General features: G+C 68.9%; 18 protein-coding genes. 6 read left to right on the top strand and 12 right to left on the bottom strand.

What is annotated here, in order from left to right:
• Nucleotides 1-137 precede the first annotated feature (137 nt).
• The 3 genes from rsgA to ACOJUJ_RS26050 all read right to left on the bottom strand — a co-directional run bounded on the left by rsgA (nucleotide 138) and on the right by ACOJUJ_RS26050 (nucleotide 3,783).
• The gene (rsgA, locus tag ACOJUJ_RS26060; RefSeq protein WP_420129857.1) at nucleotides 138-1,049 is read right to left on the bottom strand and encodes a ribosome small subunit-dependent GTPase A; all 912 of its coding nucleotides are present in this window, start codon (nucleotides 1,047-1,049) and stop codon (nucleotides 138-140) included.
• A 100-nt stretch (nucleotides 1,050-1,149) separates the two neighbouring features.
• Entirely contained in the window at nucleotides 1,150-2,079 is a 930-nt protein-coding gene (locus ACOJUJ_RS26055; RefSeq protein WP_420129856.1) for a sigma-70 family RNA polymerase sigma factor, read from the bottom strand.
• 489 nt (nucleotides 2,080-2,568) lie between these two features.
• Nucleotides 2,569-3,783 (bottom strand): SDR family oxidoreductase, encoded by a 1,215-nt coding sequence (locus ACOJUJ_RS26050; protein WP_420129855.1) that lies wholly within the window; start codon nucleotides 3,781-3,783, stop codon nucleotides 2,569-2,571.
• 382 nt (nucleotides 3,784-4,165) lie between these two features.
• Here ACOJUJ_RS26050 and ACOJUJ_RS26045 point away from each other — a divergent pair, with 382 nt between their 5' ends.
• Entirely contained in the window at nucleotides 4,166-5,143 is a 978-nt protein-coding gene (locus ACOJUJ_RS26045; protein WP_420129854.1) for a hypothetical protein, read from the top strand.
• Between the two features lie 84 nt (nucleotides 5,144-5,227).
• Here the strand turns inward: ACOJUJ_RS26045 and ACOJUJ_RS26040 are convergent, their stop codons facing one another.
• Nucleotides 5,228-5,650 carry a hypothetical protein gene (locus ACOJUJ_RS26040; RefSeq protein ID WP_420129853.1) on the bottom strand — a complete coding sequence of 141 codons (423 nt, stop codon included), beginning with the start codon at nucleotides 5,648-5,650 and terminating at the stop codon, nucleotides 5,228-5,230.
• A 9-nt stretch (nucleotides 5,651-5,659) separates the two neighbouring features.
• Between ACOJUJ_RS26040 and ACOJUJ_RS26035 the strand changes: the two genes are divergently transcribed.
• Nucleotides 5,660-6,721 (top strand): porin, encoded by a 1,062-nt coding sequence (locus ACOJUJ_RS26035; protein WP_420129852.1) that lies wholly within the window; start codon nucleotides 5,660-5,662, stop codon nucleotides 6,719-6,721.
• Nucleotides 6,722-7,144: 423 nt separating this feature from the next.
• Here the strand turns inward: ACOJUJ_RS26035 and mpl are convergent, their stop codons facing one another.
• Nucleotides 7,145-8,611 (bottom strand): UDP-N-acetylmuramate:L-alanyl-gamma-D-glutamyl-meso-diaminopimelate ligase, encoded by a 1,467-nt coding sequence (gene mpl / locus ACOJUJ_RS26030; RefSeq protein WP_420129851.1) that lies wholly within the window; start codon nucleotides 8,609-8,611, stop codon nucleotides 7,145-7,147.
• Between the two features lie 157 nt (nucleotides 8,612-8,768).
• On the opposite strand from mpl, the gene arfB reads away from it, so the two are divergent.
• From arfB to ACOJUJ_RS26015, 3 genes are read left to right on the top strand one after another with little or no spacing between them, the layout of a single operon-like run.
• Nucleotides 8,769-9,206 (top strand): alternative ribosome rescue aminoacyl-tRNA hydrolase ArfB, encoded by a 438-nt coding sequence (gene arfB, locus ACOJUJ_RS26025; RefSeq protein ID WP_420129850.1) that lies wholly within the window; start codon nucleotides 8,769-8,771, stop codon nucleotides 9,204-9,206.
• Between the two features lie 11 nt (nucleotides 9,207-9,217).
• The gene (locus tag ACOJUJ_RS26020; RefSeq protein ID WP_420129849.1) at nucleotides 9,218-9,523 is read left to right on the top strand and encodes a hypothetical protein; all 306 of its coding nucleotides are present in this window, start codon (nucleotides 9,218-9,220) and stop codon (nucleotides 9,521-9,523) included.
• Nucleotides 9,508-9,804, top strand: a complete 297-nt coding sequence (locus ACOJUJ_RS26015; protein ID WP_420129848.1) for a type II toxin-antitoxin system RelE/ParE family toxin — start codon at nucleotides 9,508-9,510, stop codon at nucleotides 9,802-9,804. The genes ACOJUJ_RS26020 and ACOJUJ_RS26015 overlap by 16 nt, the downstream gene beginning before the upstream one ends.
• A 635-nt stretch (nucleotides 9,805-10,439) precedes the next feature.
• On the opposite strand, the gene ACOJUJ_RS26010 is transcribed toward ACOJUJ_RS26015, so the two are convergent.
• The 7 genes from ACOJUJ_RS26010 to ACOJUJ_RS25980 all read right to left on the bottom strand — a co-directional run bounded on the left by ACOJUJ_RS26010 (nucleotide 10,440) and on the right by ACOJUJ_RS25980 (nucleotide 17,256).
• Nucleotides 10,440-10,790 (bottom strand): hypothetical protein, encoded by a 351-nt coding sequence (locus ACOJUJ_RS26010; RefSeq protein WP_420129847.1) that lies wholly within the window; start codon nucleotides 10,788-10,790, stop codon nucleotides 10,440-10,442.
• 265 nt (nucleotides 10,791-11,055) lie between these two features.
• Nucleotides 11,056-11,823, bottom strand: a complete 768-nt coding sequence (locus ACOJUJ_RS26005) for an SDR family oxidoreductase (RefSeq protein ID WP_420129846.1) — start codon at nucleotides 11,821-11,823, stop codon at nucleotides 11,056-11,058.
• A gap of 141 nt (nucleotides 11,824-11,964) precedes the next feature.
• Complete coding sequence (locus ACOJUJ_RS26000) at nucleotides 11,965-12,558, bottom strand: hypothetical protein (RefSeq protein ID WP_420129845.1); 594 nt, start codon at nucleotides 12,556-12,558, stop codon at nucleotides 11,965-11,967.
• 517 nt (nucleotides 12,559-13,075) lie between these two features.
• Nucleotides 13,076-14,329 (bottom strand): competence/damage-inducible protein A, encoded by a 1,254-nt coding sequence (locus tag ACOJUJ_RS25995; protein WP_420129844.1) that lies wholly within the window; start codon nucleotides 14,327-14,329, stop codon nucleotides 13,076-13,078.
• A gap of 56 nt (nucleotides 14,330-14,385) precedes the next feature.
• A complete protein-coding gene (locus ACOJUJ_RS25990) occupies nucleotides 14,386-15,213 on the bottom strand; it encodes an XAC2610-related protein (RefSeq protein WP_420129843.1) in 828 nt (275 codons plus the stop codon).
• Nucleotides 15,214-15,245: 32 nt separating this feature from the next.
• Nucleotides 15,246-16,145 carry an XAC2610-related protein gene (locus tag ACOJUJ_RS25985; protein ID WP_420129842.1) on the bottom strand — a complete coding sequence of 300 codons (900 nt, stop codon included), beginning with the start codon at nucleotides 16,143-16,145 and terminating at the stop codon, nucleotides 15,246-15,248.
• Nucleotides 16,146-16,410: 265 nt separating this feature from the next.
• Complete coding sequence (locus ACOJUJ_RS25980) at nucleotides 16,411-17,256, bottom strand: SDR family oxidoreductase (protein WP_420129841.1); 846 nt, start codon at nucleotides 17,254-17,256, stop codon at nucleotides 16,411-16,413.
• Between the two features lie 158 nt (nucleotides 17,257-17,414).
• Between ACOJUJ_RS25980 and ACOJUJ_RS25975 the strand changes: the two genes are divergently transcribed.
• Complete coding sequence (locus ACOJUJ_RS25975) at nucleotides 17,415-18,716, top strand: DUF4105 domain-containing protein (RefSeq protein WP_420129840.1); 1,302 nt, start codon at nucleotides 17,415-17,417, stop codon at nucleotides 18,714-18,716.
• Nucleotides 18,717-18,769: the final 53 nt, after the last annotated feature.

Below are 18,769 nucleotides of genomic sequence, written 5' to 3'. Positions count from 1 at the left end.
GGGTACAGAGGAACAGGGGTGCAAAACGAGGAACAGAGGAATGCCGGCCGGGCTTTCCTCTGTTCCTCTGGCTGTCTCGGTTCCTCTGTACCCCATCCTCCGTTTTCCTGACCTTCGGAAGCAGCGAGGGATGGGGGCTACTCCTCGTCCTCGCCCAGGAACATGCGGCGGTAGCTGTCGTAGCGGTTGAAGTCGATCTGGCCCGCCTGGGCCGCGGCGTGGACGGCGCAGCCGGGCTCGTGCGTGTGCGTGCAGGTGGGATAGCGGCAGCCGCCCAGCAGCGGCTCGAACTCGGGGAAGTAGAACTGCAGCTGGTCGGGCTCCACCTGCCACAGCCCCAGCTCGCGCAGCCCGGGGGTATCCGCCACCCACCCTCCGCACTCCAGCGGAATGAGCTGCGCCGTGACCGTGGTGTGGCGCCCCTTGTTTACCGCCTCGCTGACCGCCGCCACGCGCAGCCCCAGCCCCGGCTGCACCCCGTTCAGCAGGCTGCTCTTTCCCACGCCCGACGGACCCATCAGCGCGGAAAGACGGCCGCAGAGCGCATCGCGCACTTCACCGACGCCCTGGTTCTGCTTGGCGGAGGTGTAGAGGACGGGGTAGCCGGCGCGCTCGTACGCCCCGAAGGTGGCGCGGGCGGCATCCATCCCCACCCGGTCCGTCTTGTTGACGATGATGAGCGGCGCGATGTCGCTGTCCGCCGCGATCACCAGAAAGCGGTCCAGCATGCGCAGGTGCGGGTCCGGGTGCGCCGCGGCAAAGACGATGAGCACCTGGTCCACGTTGGCCACGATGGCCTTGGGGCGCGGCGCCTTGCCGGGCGCCCGGCGGGCCAGCACCGTCGTCCGGTCGTGCACGTTGACGATGGCCCACACCGTCTCCTCGCCCGCGCGGTCCTGCTCCACGTCCACGCGGTCGCCGACCACCACCTTGGCTCCCGTGCGCTCGTCGCGCTTGATGCGGCCGCGCAGCACGGCCTCGACCACGCCCGCCGGCGTCTGCACCTCGTACACGCCGCCCAGCCCCTGGAGCACCGTCCCGCTCAGCATGGAATCGCCGGATCAAGAAAGAGGATGATGCCACAAAACGCGACGGCACCCCTCCGCGTGGAGAGGTGCCGTCGTGCCGAAAATCGAACCCGAGCGTGCATCAGGCGGCGAACGAGGCCAGTGCATCGCCCATCTCGCCCTCACGCAGCCGCTTGAGCGCGCGGTCGCGAAGCTGGCGAATGCGCTCGCGCGTCACGCCAAGGATGTCGCCGATCTCCTCCAGCGTGTGCTCGCGGCCGCCCTCCAGGCCAAAGTACAGCTTGAGCACCTTGGCGTCGCGCGGCTGCAGCGTGCCCAGCGCCTTGTCGATGCGCTCGGACAGCAGCCGCTCCTCCACCTCCTCTTCCGTTTCGATGGCGCTGTCGGCCACGAAGCGGTCCATCAGCTGGCTGTCGTCGCTGTCGCCGATGGGCGCGTCAAGCCGGATCTCCGCGGCGTTCAGCGTCTGCAGGCTCTCCACGATGTCCACCGACAGGCCGGTGGCCTCGCTCAGCTCCTGCGGCGACGGATCGCGGCGAAGCTCCTGCTTCAGGCGCTCGCGCTCGCGGAAGATCTTGGCCAGGTCGCTGGCCCGGTTAAGCGGCACGCGCACGCTGCGACCCTGGTTGGCCAGGGCGCTCAGAATGGCCTGCCGGATCCACCAGACGGCGTAGGAGATGAACTTTACCCCCTGGTCCGGATCGAACTTACGCGCGGCCGTCACCAGGCCCACGTTGCCTTCCTGAATGAGGTCGGCCAGGGAGACACCGCGGTTCTGGTACTTTTTGGCGACGGAGATCACAAAGCGCAGGTTGGCCCGCACCAGCTCGGCCACGGCCACCTCGTCACCCGCCTGCGCGCGCTTGCCCAGCTCGATCTCCTGCGGGCCGGTCAGCAGCGAGTGCGTGCTGACCTCCTTGAGGTACTGGTCAAGGCTGGACTGGTCTTCGGCCGCCACGGCGAAGCCCGCGTCCAGGCTTGGCGCCTGCCGCTTGCGCTTGCGAGGTCCCTTTCGCGCGGTCGTGGCCATGTCCTTGTCTTTCGTGCTCATCACCGTCATTCCAGGGGCGCCCGCCGGGGGGCGCGAACCGTCGTGATTCTGCAAAAGGTCTGCCGGGGGGAAACAAAGCCGCCCGGCGCTCAGATGGCGTCGGGCGGCGGCGGGTGCGCGTGCACCGGTGTGCTACGCGCGGTCCGTGCCGCCCCTCTCGCCGAATGCCGCCCACACGGGCATGCAAAGCCGCACCCGGATGCTTCCGGGGCGCTCTGTGTAGCCTTGGTGCAGGGCGAACGTCATCTCTGTAAAACCAGCCGGAAAGTTTAGATCGCAACCGCCCGCCGGGGCGGAACAAGGGGGCACAAGGTACGTCGCGGGTGCGCGGTCGTCAACGGTCTCGTTGCGCACCTTCATTGGGCCTCACGCAAGGCGGGCTCTGCTTCGTACGCACGGGCGCGCGCAAGGTTCCCCCCTCCGCCAACCCCTTTCCCCCGCCAGCCGGGTGAGGAGAGGGGAGGGCCCGCGCGCGCCCGGTATCGCGGCTCAGTGCGCCTCGTCGGCGCCACCCTGAAAGCCGTAGTCGGCGCCGCGCAGGGCGAACTCCGACTCGCGCGACCCGTCGGCGTAGCCGCGCTCGGCGTAGTCGTCGCCGCGCATCTCCAGCTCCGCCGCCGGCGGTGGGGCATAGCCACCTGCCGGCGTGCGCCCATGCGCCCACGCGTCCATCGCGACCTCCGGCTCGCGGTGCCGGCCGCGCACGCGGGAGGCCAGCAGCGCGCTCAGCCCCGCCACGGCGGCCAGCCCCAGCAGCGTTCCCGTGGGGTTGAGCGCGGCGCGCGTGTACGCGCTGGTGCGCATCACGTGCCCGTCGTAGTCCCCGTGCAGGGAGCCGTTTTCCAGCGGCGGCTGGTACAGCGTGTCGCGGCGGCCGGGGAGCACGGGCTCGTCCTTCTGCTGCCCGTCGAACATGCTGCGCTCCATCATCCGGTCCGTCATCCGTGGGGCAAGAATCCCCATCATGGCGTTCATCCGCCCCCCGCCGCCCACGGTCACGGAGCGCCGCGGGTGCTCGGCACAGTACAGAACGGCCCGGGCCACGGTTTCAGGACGGTACACCGGCGGCGGAAAGTCCGGCTCGCGATCCATCAGGTTGCGCGCGTGCCGCGTGAACGGGGTGTCGATCGATCCTGGCTTCACCAGCGTCACCACCACGGGCGCGTCCTCGTGCTCCAGCTCCATCCGCAGCGCGTCGGTGAACGCCTTTACCGCGTGCTTGCTGGCGCTGTAGTGCCCCTGCAGCGGAATGGCGCGGTCGCTGACGATGCTGCCGATGTTGATGAGCGCGCCGCCGCTCTGCCGCAGGTAGGGAAGCGCGGCCATCGTCCCGTTCACCATTCCCCAGTAGTTGGTGTCGAACAGGCGGCGCGCGTCTTCCGGGGGCACGTCTTCCAGGCGGCCGTAGATGGAGACGCCTGCGTTGTTCACCCAGGTGTCGAACCCGCCGAACGCCCGCAGCGCCGTCTCCACGATCCCGCGCACCTCGTCGGCGTTCCCCACGTCGGCCACGGCGAACACCGCCTCGCCGCCCTCCGCCCGGATCTGGGCCACAATGCGGCGCAGCGCCTGCTCGTCACGCGCCGCCAGGACGACCCGTGCGCCGCGGCGTGCGGCGGCCCGCGCGGTGGCCAGCCCGATGCCGCTGGAGGCGCCGGTGACCACCATCACCTGCTCGCGGACGGGCTTCAGCGTAATCTGCATACCCATGTCTCCCATGCACTTGGACGCCTTGGTCGGAGGGGAGTGGGGGATGCAAGCGATGGGCCGGGTGTGGTGTGAGGGTGTGAGGGTGTGAGGGTGTGAGGGTGAAGGGGTGAACGGGTGAACGGGTGAACGGGTGAACGGGTGAAGGGGAGGATGCTGACGATCGAGAGATCGTGGAGCTTGCGGCGAGGATCAGGTGCGGCAACATTTCGTCAACTGCAACGGTTGCAGTGAAGGACGATGTCGTCGCCGGGTGTGTGCAACCTGATGTTGATCGATTCATCCTGTTACGGATACACGGGATGGATCGACCGGCGGCGGGCACCGGCGTTGAGATCGCGGGAAGATGTGCATCCTTCCGCTTTCAGGAGACTCGAACGTGCGGATCATCCATCGCTTGCTCATCCTCTGTGTTATGGCACTTGCCGCGTGCGATGGGGGCGAACCTACGCGGCCGCCGAATGATGGAGGCGGGGAGGGCATACCCGGGCTGGGGCCCGGCGCCAGCCTGGAGGGGCGGCGGCCGTTCCCGGCGGACAACCCGTGGAACGCGGACGTCTCCGGCGAGCCGGTGGATCCCAACTCGGCGGCGCTGATCGCGGCGTGCGGCGTCCGCGGGCTGCACCCGGACTTCGGGACGGTGTGGAACGGCGCGCCCAACGGCATTCCCTACATCGTGGTCGCGGGGACGCAGGGGCGCGTGCCCGTTACCTTCGACTACGCGGACGAGAGCGATCCGGGGCCGTATCCCATCCCCACCGACGCGCCGATCGAGGGTGGGCCGAACGGATCGGGAGACCGCCACGTGCTGGTCATCGACCGCGACAACTGGAAGCTGTACGAGCTGTACGATGCGCACCCGGTGAACGGCGGACAAAGCTGGACGGCGGGATCGGGCGCCATCTTTGACCTGAGCAGCAACGCGCTGCGGCCGGCGGGGTGGACGTCGGCCGACGCGGCGGGGCTGCCCATCTTTCCCGGCCTGGTGCGCTACGACGAGGTGGTGGAGCAAAAGGAGATTCGCCACGCACTGCGCTTTACCTGCCCCACCACGCGCCGCGCGTACGTGGCCCCCGCGCGCCACTTTGCCAGCAGCCGCACCGACGCCAACCTGCCGCCCATGGGGATGCGCGTGCGGCTGAAGTCCGGCTTCGACGTGAGCGGCTATCCGCCCAGCGTGCAGGTGATCCTGAACGCCATGAAGAAGCACGGAATGCTGCTGGCCGACAACGGAAGCGGCTGGTACGTCAGCGGCGCCCCCGATCCGCGCTGGAACGACGAGGAACTCGCAACGTTGCGCACCGTCCGCAGCACCGACTTTGAAGTGGTGCGGATGGGCGCCATCGTCACGCAGTGAAACCGCAGGCTCGATCAGAGTGGATCGAACGACGCCGGCCTCAGCGCGCACACGCTGAGGCCGGTGATCGTTCCGCGGCGCAGGCTACCAGCCGCGCTCGGCCTGATTGGCCTGATTCTCCTGGTCGGCTTCGTACGAGTCGCTGGTGGGATTCTTCGCATCGCTTCGATCGTCATTCGGCGAACGATCCGACGAGCTTCCCCCGCGATCCTGCTGGTTCCAGCCGCCGCTGCCGTTGCGTGCCATACCAACCTCCCGCTGCACACGTTTCCGAAAGGCGGTCCAGCCCCCAGCAGTGGAGGAGGGCGCCCGGAACGGATGATCTTCAACTTGAATGCCTTGTTTTTGACCCGGATCGGCGCCACTTTGGCGGCGGCGCTGCCCGGATCGCAGGGCGCGCGTCTGCCTGGCAGGATTGTAGAGCGTCGCATCTACCCCGATCTCGCCCGAGATCCGGAGCCTGCCGATCCATCGCTGATCACCATCTGCTTCTCCACCCTTCTTCACACACTCCCCATGCGGAACATCATCACGGCGGGTGCGCTGGCGCTGGCCTTTCCCGCCGCCGCGCTCGCGCAGGAGACGGATACGACGCCGCGGCTTACGTTTGGCGCGTTCGTCGACAGCTACTACGCGTACGATTTCGGGCGGCCGGTGTCGCACGACCGCCTGTGGACCACGCAGGCGGCGCGGCATGACGAGTTCAACGTGAACCTGGCGCATGTGTCGGTGCAGTACACGGCGCCCACCACCCGGGCGCGGCTGGCGCTGCAGGCCGGCACCAGCGTGCAGGTGAACTACGCGTTTGAGCCAGACGAGGTCGGCGGGCAGACCAACTACCTGCCGCTCATCCAGGAGGCGACGCTGGGTGTGGCGGTGGCGCCCACGCTGTGGGTGGACGGCGGGATCTTCTTTTCGCACATCGGCACGGAAAGCTGGATCTCCAGCGACAACCCCACCTACACGCGCTCGCTGCCGTCGGAGTTTGCGCCGTACTACCAGGCCGGCGTGCGCGCCACGTGGAACGCCACGCCCACGGTCACGGCGCAGCTGAACGTGGTCAACGGGTGGAACCTGGTGGCGGAGAACAACCAGGACAAAGCCGTGGGCGTGCGGCTGGACTGGGCGGCGGCGCCGGAGCTTACCCTGTCGTACAGCAACTTCATCGGCCGCGAGCCGCACGCCAGCCGCTTCGAGCAGGGGATGCGCGTGTTCAACGACATCAGCGCCCGCTTTACCCCCAGCGACCGGACGACGGTGATTGCCACGGTAGACCTGGGGACGCAGGAGGGCGACTCGTGGCACGCCTTTTCGCTGGTGGGGCGCCAGTGGATTACGCCCACGCTGGGCATCAACGCCCGCGTGGAGCGGTTCGACGACAAGGACGGCGTGGTCGCGCCTGAGCTGCGCACGTGGGGCGCGTCGGTGGGCGTGGACGTGGCGCGCGGCAACGCGATGTGGCGCACCGAAGCTCGCTTCTTCAGCGCCGACGACGTGATCTTTCCCGCCCGCGACGCCGACATCGGCTTCTCGGAGACGAACACCACGCTCGTGACGTCGCTGTCGATCCAGCTGTGATCGAAGGTCTTGGCGGTTCCTCGGGAGTCGTGGCCGCGGTCCAGCCGGAGCAAATGATGCCATCGAGAATCTGAACCGGTAACGTGCCGTCCGCCTGCAGGAGCGAATAAATTCGCCGCTGGAACATCGCGAAGTCCGCCTGCGCGCCGCCTGCGCGGACTGTAGCCGCGAGGGTTGGAGCGCTACGGCCGGCTCCGTGGCGGCCCAGGCAGGGTCCTTCGGTCGCGCGCCGGGTGCGGTGCGGCGTCAGGGGCCGGCGCGGCGCTCCCTCAGGATGACTGGCGGCGGTCTTTAGCGCAGTTGAAGCCCCGTCCAGTGACGCGCGAGCGTCGCTGGACGGGGCTTATCGCTTTCCCAGCAGCGGGTTTACCCGCTCATCTCCTCCCGCTCATCCTGCCGTCACCCGTTCACTCCATCACCCCATCACCTTCCCAGCGCATCCAGCAGCTTGCCGTGGATGCCGCCGAACCCGCCGTTGCTCATCACCAGAACCACCTCGCCACCCTTGAGCTGCGGCACAAGGTGCGCGACGATCTCGTCCGGATCGGGGATGAAGTCGGCGGGCTTGGCGGCGGCGCGCCAGGCATCCACCAGCTCATGCGGGTTCATCGCCGTCTCCGCCGTGTAGCGCTCGGGGTGAAACAGGCCCGCCAGCACCACCTGCTCCGCGCTGGCGAACGCGTCGCGGTACGCGTCCTGGAATTCGCGGCGCTGGGCCGTGTAGCTGCGCGGCTCGAACACGGCGACCACGGGGCGGCCGGGGTAACGCTGGCGGATGGCCTCGATGGTCTCGCGCACCGCCGTGGGATGATGCGCAAAGTCGTCGATCACCGTGACGCCGCGCACTTCGCCGCGCACCTCCATGCGCCGCTTTACGCTGGCGAACGTGCGCAGCCCCTCTCGCACGCCCTCGCGGTCGGCGCCGATGGACTCGGCCGCCGCGATCACCGCCAGGCAGTTGCGCACGTTGAACGCCCCCGTCAGCGGCGTCTGCACGTCGCCCCACACCTCGCCGTCGTGCAGCACGGTGAAGCGCGTCCCCTGCTCGCCAAACGAGACGTCGCGGGCCGTCCAGCGCGGGTGCTCGCCGTCCCGGACGGAATCATCCCCGTAGCCGAAGGACTCGATGGGCGCAAAGGCTTTGGGCGCCAGCTCGCGCGTGATCGGCGAATCCCATCCCGCCACCAGCGCGCCGTTGCGGGGCACCAGGTTGATGAAGCGCGCAAAGGCGAAGCGGTACGCCTCTTCGTCGCGGTAGATGTCGGCGTGGTCGAACTCGATGTTGTTGACGATGGCCGTGACGGGCAGGTAGTGCCACATCTTGGGCCCCTTGTCGAAGTAAGCCGTGTCGTACTCGTCGGCCTCGATGACGAAGTAGTCGCTCTCCGTAAGCCGGAAGCTGCTGCCGAAGTTCTCCGCGATGCCGCCGATGAGGAACGAGGGATTGAGCCCCGCGCTTTCCAGGATCCACGCCAGCAGCGAGGTGGTGGTCGTCTTGCCGTGCGTGCCGGCGACCGCAAGGACGTGGCGGCCGCGCAGCAGCTCGTCCTTGATGACGACGGCGGCGGCGGTGTAGTGCATCCGCCGGTCGAGCACCGCCTCCAGTTCGGCGTTGCCGCGCGAGATGGCGTTGCCCACTACGACGATGTCGGGGTTCACGTCCAGGTTGGCCGGCGCGTATCCCTCGGCGTAGCTGATGCCCAGGTTGCGCAGCTGGCTGGCCATGGGCTCGTAGACGTTCTCGTCGCTGCCGGTTACGCGGTGTCCGGCCGCGCGAAGCAGCCCCGCCAGCGACGCCATGGCCGTTCCGCCGATGCCGATGAGGTGATAGTGGCGCGGATTCTCCGCACGGACGGCGTGGCCGCGGGCACTGGACGGGGACTGGGGCATTCCTGCACTCTCCTTGCGACGTGGGTCAGTCGCGCGGCGGATTGCCAGAGGCGTGCCGCGACCCGGCGGGCGAACCCCGCGGCGTGTAGATTGAAGGTGCGCGGCACGCGTGGCAACCGCCGCGGCGCACATCATCCGAACGGAGGGGTGGGGAGGGATGTCGGAAGATACGGTCCTGCAGATCAACGACTCGCTGTGGATTCCGCGCGCGGAGCTCACCTACCGCGCCACGCGGTCGGGCGGGCCGGGCGGGCAGCACGTCAACACGTCGTCCAGCCGCGTGGAGCTGGCCTGGGACGTGGGCGCGTCGCCCAGCCTGACGGACGAGCAGCGGGCGCGCATCCAGGACAAGCTGGCCAACCGCATCAACGGCGAGGGCGTGCTGCTGATGTCGTCGAGCGAGCAGCGCAGCCAGCACCAGAACCGCGAGTCGGTGACGGCGCGGTTCGCCGAGCTGGTGGCGCAGGCGCTCGTGATCCCCAAGAAGCGCATCAAGACCAGGCCCTCACGCGCGGCCAAGGAAGCGCGGCTGGACGAAAAGAAAAAGCGCTCCGCCGTCAAGAAGATGCGCGGTTCCATCCGCCACGATGACTGATGTGAGCGGCCATGCGCACCGGCGATCGGTCTGACCACTTTGTGCCGCTGCTGGCGTATTCGACCGGCTTGCGCATCGGGCGGTTGCTTGGTGAGATTCTGTCAGCGTTCATGCGCACCCCGTCGCCGAAAGGAAACAGGATGAGCACAACGGAGATCGAAGCCCCACCGCCGCCTGTACGGTACTCGGAAACCGAAGAGGAGTACGCGGAGCGCATCCGTGCCGCGATTCGGCGTGGCATCAAGGCATCTGAAGAAGGGCGGGTGCAGACGCATGAAGAAGCTCTGCGTCGTCTGGCGCCGTGGCTCGGAGCCTGACCTGGACCGACTCCGCACTGGATGACCTTGCAGAACTCGGTTCCAACCTCGACCGCTCCTCACGAGCCTACTCGGTAACGCTCATTCAAACGTTTGCCGAGCAGGCCGAAAGAGTTGCTCTGTTTCCGTTATCCGGCCGCGTGGTGCCTGAGTGGCAAGACGTGGCGTTCCGGGAAATCATTGTCCGCCGTCGGTATCGCCTCATCTACCAGGTAGAGCCGGAAAGGGTGCTGATCGTGGCGGTACAGGACACCCGTCGCGTGCTTCCCAAGTGGCATTGACGTGGTCGCGCTTACACGGCCAAACCATCGATTTGCGCGCGGAGTTCACCCGCCGCTCCCACCTGATACCAATTGCCATAATTCGACGTGCACTCCGAGTTCTACTGCCGGGCTCACGCGGAGACGCGGAGGGCGCCTCCGCGTACTCCGCGCCTCCGCGTGAGATGAAGTTGTAAAGGCCAGAATGCACGGCGAATTAGCAGAAACGGTATGAGTGGGCAGCACGTCACCACATCGTTCAGCCTGAGAAGATCCCCCGGCTCTATTCGCCACGATGGGCGGTTGCTGGTGAGATCTGTCAGCGTTCATGTGTTCGCCTTCCGTCAAAAGGGAGCAGGATGAGCACGCGAAGGCAGATGCGCTGGAGTTGCTGGAGGATGGCCCGGATGAGGATGAAACTGGGCAGATCGGCAGCGTCGAAAAGCGCTCATATCAGGCAGGATTGACTAAACGCGTCATCCCGGACCAAGAACAATGGTGGCAAAGTAGACGCAAAAAAGCCCCGCCGTTGGGGCAGGGCTCTCTGCAACCGGACACGCCGTGGACGGGCGCGCGTTCACACCCGTGATGCGGGCACGGCGCGGCCTTCCCGCGGGTGGATTCGCGGGCCGCCGGACGGCCGCGGGGTGGTGCCGTCAGTCGTCGTCGTCGTCGTCGCCTTCGGGGTCGAAGCCGGCGGACTCTTCGTCGATCTGCTCGATCAGCTGCGAGCCCCAGGCGCTCTCCAGCAGGCGGCGCACCTTGGGGAACCGGTGCATCACCTCACCCATCTCGGGCGTGACGAACACCTCCAGCACGTCGGCGCGGCTGTAATCAGAGCTTTCGTCGTCGTCCATGAACGCCTTGAGCTCTTCGACCAGGTCGCGAAGGTCGCTCAGCAGCTCGCTTGGAAAGTGCCCTTCGTCCAGCGCCACGGCCGATTCTACCCAGTCGTGCACCTGCGACACCAGCTCGTCGAACCGCTGGTCCACCTTAGGATTGCTCATTCCCTTTTTCGTCTCCCTGTCGTTCAGTCGCTCAGCCGCGATCCGGCTGTGCGGAGCACAGCGTAAAGCCCCGGCACGGGGCGGTCAAGGCTTCCCGCATCCAGCGGCCCGTCCGCAGCCTGTAAAAAGGCACTCCCCCGGGCTGTGACGGACGCCCCCATCCGGCCAGCAGCAAAGCCAGCGCGAGAAGACCGCACGCCCTCGCCGCTGCGCCGAAATCGAACCCTCCACGACACCGACGCGGGATCCCCGGACCGCGAGTTGCCTACTCCGTCCGGTGCACCAGCGTGGCGCTGGCCTGGTCGGTGGGCTTGATGATGACCTCGTCGATGTTCACGTGCGGCGGGCGCGTGGCCACCCACAGCACCGTGTCGGCGATGTCGGCGGCGGTAAGCGGGGTCATGCCGCGGTACACGTTGTCGGCACGCTCTCGGTCGCCGTGAAAGCGGACCACGCTGAACTCCGTCTCCACCATCCCCGGATCCACCGTGCTCACGCGGACGCCGGTGCCCAGCAGGTCCATCCGCAGCCCGCGGGTAATGGCGCCCACGGCGTGCTTGGTGGCGCAGTACACGGCGCCGCCCGGATAGACCTCGTGCCCCGCCACGGAGCCCAGGTTGATGACGTGGCCGCGCCCGCGCTCCACCATCCCCGGCGTGACGGCGCGGGTAACGTACAGCAGCCCCTTCACGTTGGTGTCCACCATCTCGTCCCAGCCGTCGGGATCGCCCACCTGCACCTTGTCGACGCCGCGGCCCAGGCCGGCGTTGTTCACCAGTACGTCGAGGGCCGCCCACTCCGCCGGCAGCCCGATAATCGCCGCGAACACCTGCTCGCGATCGCGCACGTCCACGGCGAGCAGCCGGCTTTCGGTGCCGTGCGCCTGGCGAAGCTCGTCGGCCAGCGCCTGCAGCCGCTCGGTACGCCGCCCGGTGAGCACCAGCCGCGCGCCCGCCGCCGCGAACGCACGCGCGCACGCCTCGCCGATGCCCGCCGTGGCGCCAGTGATCAGGACCGTTCCAGAAAATCGCATGTCGATGGACGAACGTTGGGGAAGTCGGGTTGATGGATCGCGCGGCAAGATAGGCCGGCGGGCGCGCGGAATCTATCCACCGAAAGCAAAAAGGGGCGAACCCCGCGGCTCGCCCCTCCACGTTCCGCTCGCGCGGGGTGATCAGTCCGGCGTGGTGTTGCCGCCGGCGACGATCTGCACGCCGGACGCGGGAACCAGCAGAAAGTACTGCTGCCCCTGCGCGGTGCTCCGCGCCTCGGCGTCCACGTCCTGCGGGATCTGCGACGATTCGGAGCCACGCAGCACCCGGCCGTTGCTGATGCGCACGCGCTGGCCCGGGTCGATGTCCTTGATCTGCTCCATGGGCTCCGCCAGGATGGCGAAGATGCGCTGGCCGTTTTCTTCGATCCAGAAGCCGCGGTCCGAAGGCGTTTCGGGAACGATGCCCTCGCCGTTGGCCGCGCCGGCCGCGGTGCCCGCCAGGATCCCCGCGATCCACCCGGTCCCGGCCGCCGCGCCGCCCGCCGCCGCACTCCCGGCCGCCATCGCGCCGCTGTCCATGGGCGCCGTGGCCATGGGGTCGGTCATGGGCGCGGGCGTCATGGCGGTGGTGGTGTCCGTCACCACCGTGGCCGGCTCCGCCTCGTCGTCGCCGCAGCTGCGCATGAGCATGAAGGCGAGCAGCGCCAGCGCCAGCAGGCCGATGATCCACGGGAGCGGGCTTTTCCGCTTCCGCTCGATGTTGATGTCCGCCATTTCGGTCCTCCCCATTCTCAACTCGTATGCGCGCAAGCGGCGCGCGGGCGCGGGGCCGGTGCGCAGGCAACTTCCGTGCGAGTCGTGGGAACGTTTGTAGGACCGCAAGGTCAGGCTTGGCAACACCCGCTCAGAGGCCCAGTCTGCCCCCACCATGTCATCCTGAGAGAGGCGCCGCCCTGAACTGTCGGCGACACGCGGCAGCCCATGCGCCGACCGAAGGATCTCCATCCGAAGCGCAATGAAGCCTGCCTTGCTCCCAGGCTCGTCAGAGCCCCCCGCCCGCCTTCATCTGTCATCCTCAGAAAGGCTCCTCCAGAACCATCGGTGACACGCGGCAACCCATCCGCCGACCGAGGACCTTGTCTGCCTGGCTGAGGGACTTGAAGGGCTCCCGATGGGCTGGGCCTCGCGCGACCCGACGAAGATCCTTCGGTCGCGCGCAAGTTTCGCGGTTAGGAAGGTTACGGGCGTGCGCTCCTCAGGATGACAGTGGGCTACCATCCTGATGCTGGCATCACTCCTGTTCCAGCAGCCAGCGGCGCAGGCGGTCCAGGGCAAGCTGGGCGGTGGTGGCCTTGATCCACTCGCGCTCGCGGCCGCCCAGGTCGTAGCGGCGCGACCACGAGCCGCCCTCCCACGCCAGCCCGATGCAGACGGTGCCCACCGGCTTTTCCTCCGTGCCGCCGCCGGGGCCCGCGATGCCGGTGGTGGAGAGCCCCACGTCGGCGCCGGCGATGCGGCGGGCGCCGGCGGCCATCTCCTCGGCCGTCTGCGTGCTCACGGCGCCGTACGTGGCCAGCGTCTGCTCCGACACACCCAGGATGCCGGCCTTGGCCTCGTTGGAGTAGGTGGCGGTGCCCAACAGGAAGTACGCCGAGCTCCCCGGCACGTCCGTAATGCGGTCGCCGATGCGGCCGCCGGTGCACGATTCCGCCAGCGCCAGCGTAAGGCCGCGCTCGCGAAGCAGGCGGCCCACCGTCTCCTCCAGCCCCTCGTCGCCCACGGCGTAGATGGCGGCGCCCAGGCGCTCGCGGACGCGCGCCTCCAGCTCGTCCATCCGCCCCTCCAGGTCGTCGCCTTCCGCGCCGTCCACCGTCACGCGGACGTACATGCGCGGAAACGACGCGCGAAAGGCCACGCGCGCCTCGTCGGGGCGGATGGCGCCGGCCAGCATCTCGTCCAGCTTGCTCTCCGCCACGCCCACGGTGCTGAAGGTGCGTGAGAGAAAGCGGCGCCCCGTCTGCCGCGCGGCCACCCACGGCACCAGCGTGGCGGCCACCATGTGCCGCGTTTCGCGCGGGACGCCGGGAAAGCAGGCCACGTGGCGCGTCTGCCCGTCCACGTCGATGGGGCAGATGCAGCCGGGGGCGGTGCCGTTGGGGTTGGGGATGATCTCGGCGCCCTCGGGAAACATCGCCTGCTTGACGTTGTTGGGCGGCATCTCCATCCCGCGCATGCGGAACCGCTCCTCGATCCAGTCCAGCGACGGCTGGTGCAGCACCATCGGGCGCCCCGCCAGCTTGGCCACGCACTCCATCGTCAGGTCGTCGGAGGTGGGTCCCAACCCGCCGGTGCTTACGACCAGCTCCGCCTCACCCAGCGCCTGGCGAAAGGCGCGGATGATCTCGTCCTCCGTGTCGCGCACGGAAAAGCCGGCGATGGGCTCCACCCCCACCGCCCGCAGCTCGCCAGCGATGAAGCCGGAGTTTGTATCAACGGTCAGCCCGCCGACGATCTCGTCGCCGATGGCCAGGAAAGCAGCGCGCATGGGCAAGAAGTGCGTGAGTGCGAAAGTGCAGGTGATTCCCGAGTTCCACGCGCCGTTCAGGGGGAACGAGCGTCGTCGGGGTCATCCACGGTGTCGATGCGGACGGCCTGCAGGCTGTCGCCACGGTGCTCTCGGCGGGTGCGGACGTAGCCCGCGCCGTCCGCCGGCTCCAGGGAAACGCCGCGCGTGGGGATCCAGCGGCCGCCCTGCCAGCAGTACGACAGGCTGGACCAGTGGCCCCCCATCCGCCAGCTGGTCTCGGTGCATGGAGAGCCCGCGAGCCGGCGGATGTTGCCCTCGCCGCTCAGCACGGTGTCGCGCACGAACGTGCGGCCGGCGGGGGCGTAGAGGTACACGTCGTACATCACGCCCCCGGTGCCGCTGAACGTGGGCATCCGCAGGTCCGTCCATCCATCGCCGTTCAGGTCTTCGCCGGTGACCAGGTCGCTGCCCTGGCGCGCGCGCTCGTCGTTCTCCAGCTCCAGCCGCTGCAGGGGGCGCGCGGCATCTGCCGGCGAGTGGACGTCGGCGGCGCTGGGGATTCCATGCTCGCCCCGCACCACCAGCCGCACCTCGGGCCCTTTCGGCCGCAGGGCGCAGCGGTACTCGACGCCGCGTTTCATCACGACCGGGTCGTATGGCTGCCAGTACTCCGGCTCGCCCTGCCCGGGGCGCGGCCGGGCGTCGGTGTAGCGGCACTCGTCGGGCGGCGGGGTCCACGAGGCGGGCGCGGCGGCCGAGTTCGCGGGTGTGGTGGTCCCCGAGAAGACCGTGTCCACGCCAGGGATGACGGATGCCTCGCCGGCCGCGGGCTCGCGCGGGCCGCAGCCGGCGCACGCGGCGGCGCCCAGCCAGGAGAGCGTCACAACACAGGTGAGGCGCATGGGGGGATGTGAGGCATAAACGGCGAACGGTCTTACCACTGGGGCGCGTTCTCGGGCACCGTGTCGTGGCGGACCAGCCGCATTCGTCCGCCGCGGCGTTCGCTCAGGATGCGGACGACCGGCGCGGCGCCAAGCTCCAAGCCTCCGCGCCCGGAGCCTCCGCGCAGGAGCTCCTGGCTAAAGGCGCGCGTCTGCACCCACGTGCCGCCGGACCAGCAGTACTCGGCGGTGGAGTAGTCCGACGCGCCGGACTTGGTGCTGGTGGCCACGCACGGGCGTCCCGCGAGCCGGTGCACGTTCATTCCGGGGAGCGCCGTGTCGGGCACGAACCGGCGCACGGAGGGATCGTACCGGAACACCTCGGACATCTGCCCGGCGCTTCCGTACCACGTGTTCACGCGCAGGTCCATCCACCCGTCGCCGTTCAGGTCCTCGCCCACCAGCAGCTCGTTGCCCTCGTACGCGCTCTGGTCGTGGTCCACGGTGAGCGTCTGCAGGGGACGCGGGGCGTCCGGCGGCGAGAATACCTCCAGGATGGTGGGGATGCTCCATTCACCGCGCAGCACCAGCCGCACCTCGGGCCCGCCTGGCCGCAACGTGCAGCGAAAGGGGATGCCCCGGGCCATCACCGCGCTGTCATAGCGCTCTCCGTATCCGGGATCGTTGACGTCCGGCCGCGGCCTGCCGTCCGTGAAGCGGCAGTCCCTGGGGCTGTCCCACCGCTCCCGCGCGGCCTGGCCCGTGTCCGTCCGCGTCGTCGCCGTCGTATCGGCGGGGACGAGCGTGGTGGTGGTGATCGTGGTGTCCGTCGCGGGGACGACGACAGACGGAGGCGACGGAACACGCTCGTCCGGGGCGCAGCCGGACGCGATCCACAGGACCGCCGGGATCAGGAGGCGAACGCATGGCCGTGCGACGAAGGAGGTGCGCATCTACGCCTTGATCGGAAAGTGCCGGCTGACTCCGCCGCCAACCGGATACCCGGCCGCCCGCCCGCTGCTGCGAAGAAATTCGCCGCTGCAGCCGCACAAAGTCTACCTTCGTGGCGCCTGCGCGGACCCGGCATCCAAAGCACCTGCGCGTACGCAAGCGGAGATCGCTGGAATCGCGATCGGCGTCAATCGCCCCGAGAGAGCCGGAAACGAGGGCCGAGCCGTAACCTCCCGCACCCTCGTACCCCGTACCTTCGTACCGCCCCTACTTCTCCCGCATCGCCCGCAGCGCGCCCTTCACCCTGTCGCGCGGCATCCGCGTCAGGCCGTTGAACTCGCCGCCGCTGGCGATCCACTCGCCGCCGTCGATGGTGACGCATTCGCCGTTGATGAACGGCGCGCCGTCGGAAATCAGGAACGCGGCCAGGTTCATCAGCTCCTCATGCTCGCCAAAGCGCTTCATGGGAATGCGCGCCCTGGCCTCGGCTTCCAGCTCGGGGGTGGGCATCAGCGCGTTCCAGGCGCCCTCGGTGGGGAACGGGCCGGGGGCGATGGCGTTGCTGCGGATGCCGTACTCCGCCCACTCCACCGCCAGCGACCGCGTCATCGCCAGCACGCCGGCCTTGGCCGCCGCGGAGGGAACGACGAACGCCGAGCCCGTCCACGCGTAGGTGGTGACGATGTTCAGGATGCTGCCGCCCTTGCCCGCCTCGATCATCCGCTTGCCGATGGCCAGGGTGGCGTTGAAGGTGCCGTAGAGCACCGTCTGCACGACGGCGTTGAAGCCGCCGGGCGACAGGTCCTCCGTGGCCGCGAGAAAGTTGCCGGCGGCGTTGTTCAGCAGCACGTCGATGCCGCCGAAGCGCGCCGCCACGGCGGCGGCGGTGGCCTCTACCTGGGCAAAGTCGCGCACGTCGCAGGGGTGCGTGAACACGCGCTCGCCGCCGGGGTCAATCTGCTGCGCCGCGCCCGCAAGCCGCTCCGCGCTACGCCCGGTGATGGCCACGTTGGCGCCCAGCGCGGCGAACTTTTTCGACATGCTGAGGCCCAGCCCCGAGCCGCCGCCCGTCACCAGCACCGTCTTGCCCGCCAGCAGATCGTCCCGGAACACGTGCTCCTCCCTGCGCTTCGTTGCGTGCGCGTCCATCCCCTGGGCCTGAGACTACGCCCCCGCCCCGGCGCGCGAAAGTGCGAACGGCATGGCGCGGAAGGCGATTCGCGGGGTAACTTAGCGGTACCCAACGCTTTCATCGCGAAATCGACTGACGCATGCCCTCCATCCCGCGCATCCTGCTCGCCCTTGCCGTGGCGCTGGGCCTTGCCGCCGCGCCCGCGCGCGCCCAGACGCCGCCCGCCGCGCCCGACACCGGGCTGACCGTCACCCTGCTCACCATGGGGCAGGGCGACCTGGTGTGGGAAAAGTTCGGCCACAACGCGCTGTGGATCCACGACGCGGCGGCGGGGACCGACCGCGTGTACAACTACGGGATGTTCGACTTCAACTCGCCCGGCTACTGGGGCCGCTTCATGAAGGGCAACTGGCTGTACGAGCTGGGCGTGCACGACCTGCGGCAGACGATCTTCAACTACGAGTACTTTCACCGCGCCATCTGGGCACAGCAGCTGAACCTTACGCCGGCGCAGGAGCGCCAGCTGCAGGCGTTCCTGGAAACCAACGCGCTGCCGCAGAACCGCCAGTACCTGTACGACTACTACCGCGACAACTGCTCCACCCGCATTCGCGACGCGCTGGACCGGGTGATCGGCGGGCGGCTGCGCGCGGCGACGGCGGACAGCATGACCGAAACGACCTACCGCTGGCACAGCGAGCGGCTGATCGTAGAGGACGAGCCGTCGTACGTAGGGCTGGCGGCGGGGCTGGGGCCCGCGGCGGACCGAAAGATCAACGCTTGGGAGGAGATGTTCCTTCCCTTCAAGGTGCAGGAACAGATCCGGGCCATCCGCGTTCCCGACGCCTCCGGTCAGGAAGTGCCGCTGGTGGCGCGCGAGTGGACGCTGCTGGAGGCGCAGGGCCGCGCCGAGGAGCGCCGCGAGCCGCCGCCGGCCACGCCGTTCTTCATGGTGACGGCGGTGGCGATCGTGTCGATCATCGTGCTGACGGGGATGGCGGCGCACCGGTCGGCGCTGGCGCGCATGGCGTACGCGGCGGTGAGCACGCTGTGGCTGCTGTTCGCGGGGACGGCGGGTGTGCTGCTGATCGCGCTGTGGGCGTTCACCAACCACCAGATCGCCTACCGCAACGAAAACCTGCTGCAGCTTTCGCCGCTGGCGCTGCCGCTGGTGGTGCTGGTGCCGTGCCTGGCCTACGGCGCGCGGTGGGCGGCGCGGCCGGCGTGGCTGCTGGCGGCGGCGGTGGCGGCGCTGTCGGTGCTGGGGTTCGTGATGCAGATCCTGCCCGGGCTGGACCAGCGCAACGCGCAGATCATCACGGTGGCGCTGCCGGTAAACCTGGCGCTGGCGTGGACGGTGCGGAAGCTGGCCGACCGCGCGACGTCCGCGGTGCAGCCGGTACCCGCGAAGAAGGTGAAGCCGGCGCAGGCGGCGGCGTAGGGTGGGGTTCGGGGCGCTTCGGATGACTCCGTGCAGGCCCCCTCCAGGCTCGT

Source organism: Longimicrobium sp., from assembly GCF_048594345.1.
Lineage (GTDB): Bacteria > Gemmatimonadota > Gemmatimonadetes > Longimicrobiales > Longimicrobiaceae > Longimicrobium.
Note: the sequence above shows the minus strand (reverse complement) of the source record. Positions and strands in the feature narration are given on the sequence as shown.